Source organism: Vibrio sp. 10N.222.46.A1, assembly GCF_041473595.1.
Classification (GTDB): domain Bacteria; phylum Pseudomonadota; class Gammaproteobacteria; order Enterobacterales; family Vibrionaceae; genus Vibrio; species Vibrio tasmaniensis_A.
The window spans coordinates 1-7,350 of sequence record NZ_JBFRSN010000112.1; the positions used below are offsets into that span (position 1 = coordinate 1).

Genomic DNA, 7,350 nt, shown 5'->3' on the forward strand with positions numbered 1-7,350 from the left:
GATAAATCACTGACCTCTAATAATGCACTCATGATTTCTTTTTCTTCTCCATATTCAGAGGGAAATGACAGTTAAATTTGTGGGTCTTTATACGCTTAGTATGCGGGATCTCGACACACTGTCTTTGCGCGTATGGACAACGTGGTCCAAGTCGACAACCAATCGGGAGGTGCTGCAGCGGCGGAATTGACCCTGGTAAAGATTGCAGTTTTTCTTTATGGGGAATCCAGTCGTTAAAATCGGGCATCGCTTTTAGCAGTGCAACGGTGTAAGGATGCTTTGGTACATCCAACAGTTTTGTCGTATCTGCAGACTCAACGGACTGACCGCAGTACATCACGGTTATTCGTGTCGCCCATTGAGTGATAGTCGTTAAATCGTGCCCAATGAGGAGAATTGTCGTGTTATGAAGTTGATTCATTCGGCTCAATAAGCGCAATATTTGAGACTGCGTAATCGGGTCTAAATCGTTGGTTGGCTCATCGGCAATTAGCACTTTTGGCTTGGCAGCGATCGCCATGGCGATCATGACTTTTTGACACTCACCATCGGTCAACTCATAAGAATAACTGTCCATTAGGTGAGAGTGATTTTTGATCCCCACTTTATGCAGTAATGCTATTGCTTGCTTTTTTCGCCACTTAAACCGTTGCCACCATCGACCTTCAAATGAACGCGAAGGAATCGCCTCTATTAGCTGGCGTCCCACTTTTTCGGAAGGGTCAAGACATGTCGATGGTTCTTGGAAGATCATCGCGATATCGCGAGCGATCACACGGCGTCGTTCTTTGGGCGTTAGTTGTAGCAGGTCGATATTGCCAAGGCGCATTCGGTCGGCAGACACTTTCCAGTTTTCTTTGCAAACACCAACGATCGCTTTTGCAACCAAGCTCTTACCAGAACCTGATTCACCTACTAAGCCACGAATTTCTCCCTCATTGAGGGTAATACTCATTCGATCTACTGCTTTAACCATCCCTTGAGGGGTCTCAATCTCGATGGTTAGATGTCGAATATCAAGTAACGGCATTATTCGATTCCTGCATTTAGCGCTTGGCGAACACCTTCACCGACAAGGTTAATCACGATCACTGTAAACATAATGGCTAAGCCGGGTAGAGTTACTGTCCATGGCGCAAGGTAAATCAGCTCTACAGAATCACCCAAAATTGAGCCCCATTCGGTACTTGGTGCTTGAGCGCCAAGCCCTAAGAAACCCAAGGCCGTGATATCAAGAATGGCGACTGACAATGCCAGTGTAATTTCAAGTGCCACTACAGTAAGAATATTAGGAAGGATTGAATTCCATAACAGGTAGAAGTCATTCGCACCATCAAGGCGAGAAGCCAAAATATAGTCTTTTTCTACTTCTGCATGCACGGCAATGTATACCGAACGAATAAAGCGTGGAATCAATGCCAAACATAAGGCTAGCAAGATATTAAACTCGCCAAAGCCAAGAAATGCCACGAAGATAATCGCAAGTAGCAACGACGGAATAGACATTACCGTGTCAAGCAAGTGGTTTAGCGTACTTGATAGCAACCCACGAGTCATACCTGCAAGTACGCCAATCAGACAACCGATGACTGCTGCGATAAAGGTAATCACTACTGCGGCACCAAATGTCAGCTGAGAGCCAATAATCAGACGGGATAGAATATCTCGGCCTAAATCATCAGTGCCTAGAAAATACTCAACTGTTCCAGCCGGATCCCAAGAAGGAGGTGTTAGTAGGTGCCCCGTCTGCTCTTGAGCATCATGTGGTGCTAGCCATGGTGAAGTGATGGTGATCAAAATGATCAAGACCAAACACCATAGTCCAAACATTGCGAGATTATTGCCACGGAAGCTGCGCCAGAAACGCTCGAATTGGGTTGGAATCTGTTCTTCTTGGTAGACGTTATTTGTTAGCATACCATTCCTTCCTTACCAGAGGATTGACCATCGCGCCCAGTAGATCGGACAGTATATTCGCGGTCAAAACCAAGGTTGCTACCACAATTACACCAGCTTGAATTGAAACGTAATCTTGATTGGATAATGCATCCAGCAACCAGCGGCCAATACCCGGCCAGTTAAAGATAGACTCGGTGATGATAGCGAGCGTTAACATACTGGAGAGTTGAACGCCGACCTTAGGAATAATCGGTGGTATTGCATTTCTTAATACATGTTGAGTGACGATCTCTCTTGTTGAAAGACCTTTGATTCGCGCGGCACGGATGTAGTTTTGAGCCATCACTTCAGCCACTGACGCTCTCATTAGTCGGATAACCTGGGTTGTTGGAGCGAGCGCCAAAACAAGACAAGGTAACGCCATATGGTCTATTACGCTCTGTAGGGCGTGTGCTCGATAGTTACCTTCGGCAAAGAAGGCATCAATCATTGCAAAGCCAGTCACGTGTTCAATTTCGTAAAGTAGATCGTATCGTCCCCCAACAGGGAACATCTCGAAGTGCAGTGAGAACACCATGATCATTAGCAATGCGACCCAAAATATAGGTGCTGAGTAGCCTGCCATTGAAGTAAACGATATAGTGGTATCAACAAACTTACCTTGTCTCATGCCGGCAATTGTGCCGAAAGGGATGCCGATAAACAGTGCGAGTAGAAAAGCAAAGAAGCACAATTCTAACGTCGCAGGGAATACCACGACAAGCTCTTCGATGATAGGAACACCGTGTTTGCTCAGGCCGAAATTCAGCGTCGATAATTCGGTGACGTAGCTAAGCCAGCCGGGCCAAAAATCTTGAATTGCCCAAGGTGAGGTTTGGTCTAATCGAAGTAGAGCAAAGCCCACCAAAGTCAGAATTCCAAGTGTAATAATGAATAAGTTTACACGTCTTAATGTATACCAAAACATCAGTTCACCTCCCTTCTGACTTGATCAAAAGGTTGAGCATTAAAAGGACTGCGTTTAAAACCTGTTAGCGAACGATCGTGCACACGGAATTGCACGCCATGAGCGAGAGGTATCACAGGAACTTCTTCATTAAGAATGTTTTGGGCTTGTCGATACAAGTTCACGCGATGCCTTTGTTGATTAATCTCTAATGCCAAGTCGAGAAGGAAATCAAAGTCTGAGTTGCACCACATAGAGACGTTTAATCCCGCGCGTTCCGAACTACATGATAGAAGTGGACGCAAGAAGTTGTCTGGGTCGCCCGTACTGCCAATCCAACCTGTGAGTAACAAATCTGTTGAGGAAATTGAAGACAGCTGTGTTCGGTCAAATCGATCGTCGGTATAGAGTTTCAATTCAATACCAATATCAGCCAAGTTTGCTTGGATCAGTTCTGCCGTTTTTCTTGGACTTGGATTGTATGCGCGTGGCTCTAGTGGCACCCACATTGAAAGCTCTAACCCTGGTTCTACACCGGCCTCTCTAAGAAGTGCGATCGCATAGTTTCGATCATAGCGAACTTGAACGCTGTCTTTTTGATAAGCCCAAGAAGTAGGGGGAAGTAACGTGTAGGCTTTTGTACCTGTACCGTAGTACACAGAATCAAGAATGTTCTGACGGTTAATAGCCAAGTTCAATGCTTTACGTACTCGTGAGTCACGCAATGCAGGGTGTTCTGTGTTTAGCGCGATGAAAGAGACATTTACTGCAGGTGTGGCAGAAATCTTCAACTCTTCATGAGCTTGAATAATAGGGATCTGGCTAGAAATTGGTGAGTTCAACACGTCACACTCACTGCGGAGAAGCTTGGCAAGTGTGCCTGTACCGCGTTGTGAAGTATCAAATACAACTTGGTCCATTTGTACTTCACCCTTCCAGTAATGCATGTTCTTTTTCAAGCGTACAAGATCATTAATTTGATATTCATCCAAGTAGAAAGGGCCTGTGCCTACGGGCTTGGAGTCTATTTCATTTTTTTCATCTGTGGTAATCAGCTTGTTGGCATATTCTTTGGAGTGAATGACCGCATAGCTGGTGGCGATATTGTTAAGAAATGAATTATCTGGGCGACTTAACTGGAACTTCACCGTTAGGTCATCCACCGCCGTGATTTCAACTATCAGGTTTTGAAAGTCTATGCCAGCGAACCATGGATATAAACCGCCACCCACATAATGAAATGGGTTTGAAGTATCAATGATACGTTCAAAACTAAAGACCACATCCTGTGCATTCATGCTGCGGGTTGGGGTAAACCAATCTGTGGTTTGAAACGCAACATTTGGGCGCAGTTTGAAAGTGTACTCTGTACCTGATTTATCGACAGACCAGCTTGTTGCCAAGTTCTGTTTTGGTCGGTAAGTCATAGGATCAAGAGTGAGCAGGGTATCGAAAATTTGAGGGCTCAGCGACTCTGAGGTAATGCCACTATCAACCAATTGTGGATTGAAGGTACTAGGATTACCTTGGCCGCAATAAATGAAGCTTTTTTCACGGATTTGCTCGTGAGTGACACTTTCACCACATCCAGCTAAAAAGCCAAGCGTGCAGATGCTAAGTGATAGTCTTATTAGTGCTTTCATAAAAAGAAATACTTTTCGAAACGAGGCGTTAGAGGAGCCTCAAGATCCCGACAATTTAACATTTTATTTATTCGGCTCCAAATAATAATCAAGTGTGGACAGCTATTTATCGTTAGCTTGCCCTACAATCGCGTACTTCCTCACCATTCCACGTAATTGGTTATAGGTTAACCCAAGTAGTTCTGCTGCTTGCTTCTGGTTATACTTGCTCTGTTTTAGTGCTTGATTGAGTAATTTAATGTCTTGCTGTTCTTGCCATGCTTTGTAATCAAGCGGCAAAGAAAATGAGTGCTCTAATGGAGTATGGCTGTTGGACAGATCATTGCCAGTTTCGTGCGTGGAATCTTGATCTATTTGCCATGTTGGTTTAAAGGGGTTAAACACCAAAGATTCAATAGGATATGGATCTTTACCGTGCTGGTAGATAGCTCGTTCAACGACGTTTTTGAGTTCTCTCACATTTCCCGGCCAAGAATAATCCAATAGTGCATCAACAGCAGATGGAGCAAAACCGACAAACAGCTCCAATTCTAACTCTCGACACATCTTAATGGCGTAGTATTCTGCTAGCAGCGTGATGTCTTCTTTTCGTTCGCGAAGAGGTGGGGTAGTAATGACATCAAACGCCAGTCTATCTAATAAATCGGGTCTGAATTCGCCTTTTAACGCCATGTCTGGTAAGTCAGCATTGGTCGCACACACCAGTCTTACATTGGCACTTAGCGCCTTTTGTCCGCCGACACGCTCATATTGCCCGTATTCAATAACACGCAATAGCTTCTCTTGAACGGCAAGGGGGGTGGTCGCTAGTTCGTCTAAGAACAGAGTTCCACCTTCAGCCCTTTCAAAACGACCTTGATGACGACCTTTTGAACCGGTAAAAGAACCTGATTCATGACCAAACAACTCTGAATCAATCAACCCTTCGCTAAGGGTTGAGCAGTTCAGTGAGATCAATGGCTGGTCCCAGCGCCTTGAAAGGTAATGCAGCCTTTGGGCGATTAACTCTTTACCTGTACCACGCTCCCCGATGATCAGAATCGGTCTTTCGATTGGTGCGAGTTGAGACACTTTATCCAAAACAGAGAGAAAACTAGGGGATTCACCAATGAGATTCTGCTGCATAAATGGGTCCTTGTATGATCTGATTTCCAATGGGCAAGACATAGAGAGCTTTATTTACATCACTTGATGTAAATAGCATTAATCACAAAGCTGTAGTGGTGAAAAATACCAATACTTGGCTAAATTCATCATAGCATGGTTCGGGATAATCACCATTTTATTGTAAGCGCTTGATAAACAATGACTTGAAAGTTGGCACGCTACTTGGATTACTTATGGTAGGTTTAACAACAGACGTAGATTTTTGAGCAAGTGGATTGAGAAATCGAAAACGATTTAAAACCTATTTGCCATTATTGCAATTAAGGAGTTTCTTATGGGTATTTTTTCTCGCTTTGCAGACATTGTAAATTCAAACATCAGTGCACTATTAGATAAGGCTGAAGATCCTGAAAAGATGATTCGCCTCATTATTCAAGAAATGGAAGACACGCTGGTTGAGGTTCGTACTAACTCAGCAAAAGCCATTGCAGACAAGAAAGAGCTAGCACGTAAAGTTGAAGCTATCGAAACTCAGATTCTAGATTGGCAGAATAAAGCGACATTAGCCCTGACTAAACAACGTGAAGATCTGGCTAGAGCGGCACTCATCGAAAAGCAAAAACTTGAAGATATCATCAAGAGTCTCCACACCGAGCAAACTTTGGTTCATGAAACCATCGAAAAACTAACCAGTGAGATCGGTAAGCTTGAAACCAAAATCGCCGAGACTCGTGCAAAACAGCAAGCACTAATGATTCGTAATAATGCAGCAAGCAATCGTCGCGATGTTCAAAAACATCTGCATTCAAGCAAAACCAACGAAGCAATGGCGAAGTTTGAGCAATTCTCACGTAAAGTGGATGAATTAGAAGCTGAAGCTGACGTTTACGCAAAAACCGGTAACGCAAAATCTTTAGACCAAGAGTTTGCAGAGCTACAAGCTCAAGACGAGATTGAAAAAGAGCTGGCGAAACTGAAGCAACAAGTTGAAAACCGCGATAAATAATTTTAGGAGTTGTCTATGTCAACATTTCTAATTGCAGGTCCACTGATTGTCTTTTTGATCTTCGTGGCACCGCTATGGTTATTCTTACACTACCGCAGCAAGAAGAAATCCAGCAATGGTCTTTCAGAAACGGATCTTCAGCGTCTGCATAAGCTTTCTGAGCAAGCTGAGTCGATGCAAGACCGAGTGAAAACGTTAGAAAAAATACTGGATGCGGAGTCACCTAACTGGAGACGAAACTATGAGTAGAGAACTGTATCGCGATCCGATTAACGGTAAATTGTCTGGCGTGTGTGCCGGATTAGCGAACTATTTTGGCCTTGAAGTTTGGTTGGTTCGTATCTTAGTGATCTCAGCCGCACTGCTAGGTGGTAGCTTTTTGGTGTTATTAGCGTATTTAGCTTTGACATTTATGCTTGAAAAACAACCACCTCAATATGTCGATCAGATGAAAGCCAAACAAGAGCACACACTCAAGCAAAAACCCTGGGAAAAAGGGCAAACAGCAGAGTCTTTGTTGGGCACTTTAGAGGGTGATTTCCAGACGTTAGAGACCAGTGTACGCAATATGGAAGCTTATGTGACTTCGGACACTTTTAAAGTCGACCGTGCATTTAAGAACATGTAGTGGTCAAGCCTCAAAAAGATTAGATAACGGTTTAGGAAAATTTATCCCAAGCCGTTATTTTTTATTAATAATTTTGTCTAAATAAATCTTACGATAACTGGTAAGTTACATGTGATTAATC

8 protein-coding genes are annotated in these 7,350 nt (G+C 43.7%); 3 read left to right on the top strand and 5 right to left on the bottom strand.

Going from position 1 to position 7,350, the window contains the following annotated elements:
* Positions 1 to 28: 28 nt before the first annotated feature.
* From AB4496_RS04010 to pspF, 5 genes are all read right to left on the bottom strand, one after another.
* On the bottom strand, positions 29 to 1,030 hold the full coding sequence (locus tag AB4496_RS04010) for an oligopeptide/dipeptide ABC transporter ATP-binding protein (RefSeq protein ID WP_009848781.1): 1,002 nt from the start codon (positions 1,028 to 1,030) through the stop codon (positions 29 to 31).
* On the bottom strand, positions 1,030 to 1,917 hold the full coding sequence (gene sapC / locus AB4496_RS04015; RefSeq protein WP_009848780.1) for a putrescine export ABC transporter permease SapC: 888 nt from the start codon (positions 1,915 to 1,917) through the stop codon (positions 1,030 to 1,032). Before sapC ends, AB4496_RS04010 begins: the two co-directional genes overlap by 1 nt.
* The gene (locus tag AB4496_RS04020) at positions 1,904 to 2,866 is read right to left on the bottom strand and encodes an ABC transporter permease subunit (protein WP_009848779.1); all 963 of its coding nucleotides are present in this window, start codon (positions 2,864 to 2,866) and stop codon (positions 1,904 to 1,906) included. Before AB4496_RS04020 ends, sapC begins: the two co-directional genes overlap by 14 nt.
* Positions 2,866 to 4,488 carry an ABC transporter substrate-binding protein SapA gene (gene sapA / locus AB4496_RS04025; RefSeq protein ID WP_102257843.1) on the bottom strand — a complete coding sequence of 541 codons (1,623 nt, stop codon included), beginning with the start codon at positions 4,486 to 4,488 and terminating at the stop codon, positions 2,866 to 2,868. The genes AB4496_RS04020 and sapA overlap by 1 nt, the downstream gene beginning before the upstream one ends.
* 102 nt (positions 4,489 to 4,590) lie before the next feature.
* Positions 4,591 to 5,613 carry a phage shock protein operon transcriptional activator gene (gene pspF / locus AB4496_RS04030; protein WP_102257844.1) on the bottom strand — a complete coding sequence of 341 codons (1,023 nt, stop codon included), beginning with the start codon at positions 5,611 to 5,613 and terminating at the stop codon, positions 4,591 to 4,593.
* A gap of 316 nt (positions 5,614 to 5,929) precedes the next feature.
* Between pspF and pspA the strand changes: the two genes are divergently transcribed.
* The 3 genes from pspA to pspC are packed head-to-tail and all read left to right on the top strand — an operon-like array spanning position 5,930 to position 7,229.
* Positions 5,930 to 6,601 carry a phage shock protein PspA gene (pspA, locus tag AB4496_RS04035; RefSeq protein WP_010440091.1) on the top strand — a complete coding sequence of 224 codons (672 nt, stop codon included), beginning with the start codon at positions 5,930 to 5,932 and terminating at the stop codon, positions 6,599 to 6,601.
* A 15-nt stretch (positions 6,602 to 6,616) separates the two neighbouring features.
* Positions 6,617 to 6,850, top strand: a complete 234-nt coding sequence (gene pspB, locus AB4496_RS04040) for an envelope stress response membrane protein PspB (RefSeq protein ID WP_009848775.1) — start codon at positions 6,617 to 6,619, stop codon at positions 6,848 to 6,850.
* A complete protein-coding gene (pspC, locus tag AB4496_RS04045; RefSeq protein ID WP_032499058.1) occupies positions 6,843 to 7,229 on the top strand; it encodes an envelope stress response membrane protein PspC in 387 nt (128 codons plus the stop codon). Before pspB ends, pspC begins: the two co-directional genes overlap by 8 nt.
* Positions 7,230 to 7,350: the final 121 nt, after the last annotated feature.

Coding starts and splice junctions, on each gene's coding strand:
- pspC (WP_032499058.1), top strand. CDS start 6,843: ATGAGTAGAGAACTGTATCGCGATCCGATTAACGGTAAATTGTCTGGC.
- sapA (WP_102257843.1), bottom strand. CDS start 4,488: ATGAAAGCACTAATAAGACTATCACTTAGCATCTGCACGCTTGGCTTT.
- AB4496_RS04020 (WP_009848779.1), bottom strand. CDS start 2,866: ATGTTTTGGTATACATTAAGACGTGTAAACTTATTCATTATTACACTT.
- pspB (WP_009848775.1), top strand. CDS start 6,617: ATGTCAACATTTCTAATTGCAGGTCCACTGATTGTCTTTTTGATCTTC.
- AB4496_RS04010 (WP_009848781.1), bottom strand. CDS start 1,030: ATGCCGTTACTTGATATTCGACATCTAACCATCGAGATTGAGACCCCT.
- sapC (WP_009848780.1), bottom strand. CDS start 1,917: ATGCTAACAAATAACGTCTACCAAGAAGAACAGATTCCAACCCAATTC.
- pspF (WP_102257844.1), bottom strand. CDS start 5,613: ATGCAGCAGAATCTCATTGGTGAATCCCCTAGTTTTCTCTCTGTTTTG.
- pspA (WP_010440091.1), top strand. CDS start 5,930: ATGGGTATTTTTTCTCGCTTTGCAGACATTGTAAATTCAAACATCAGT.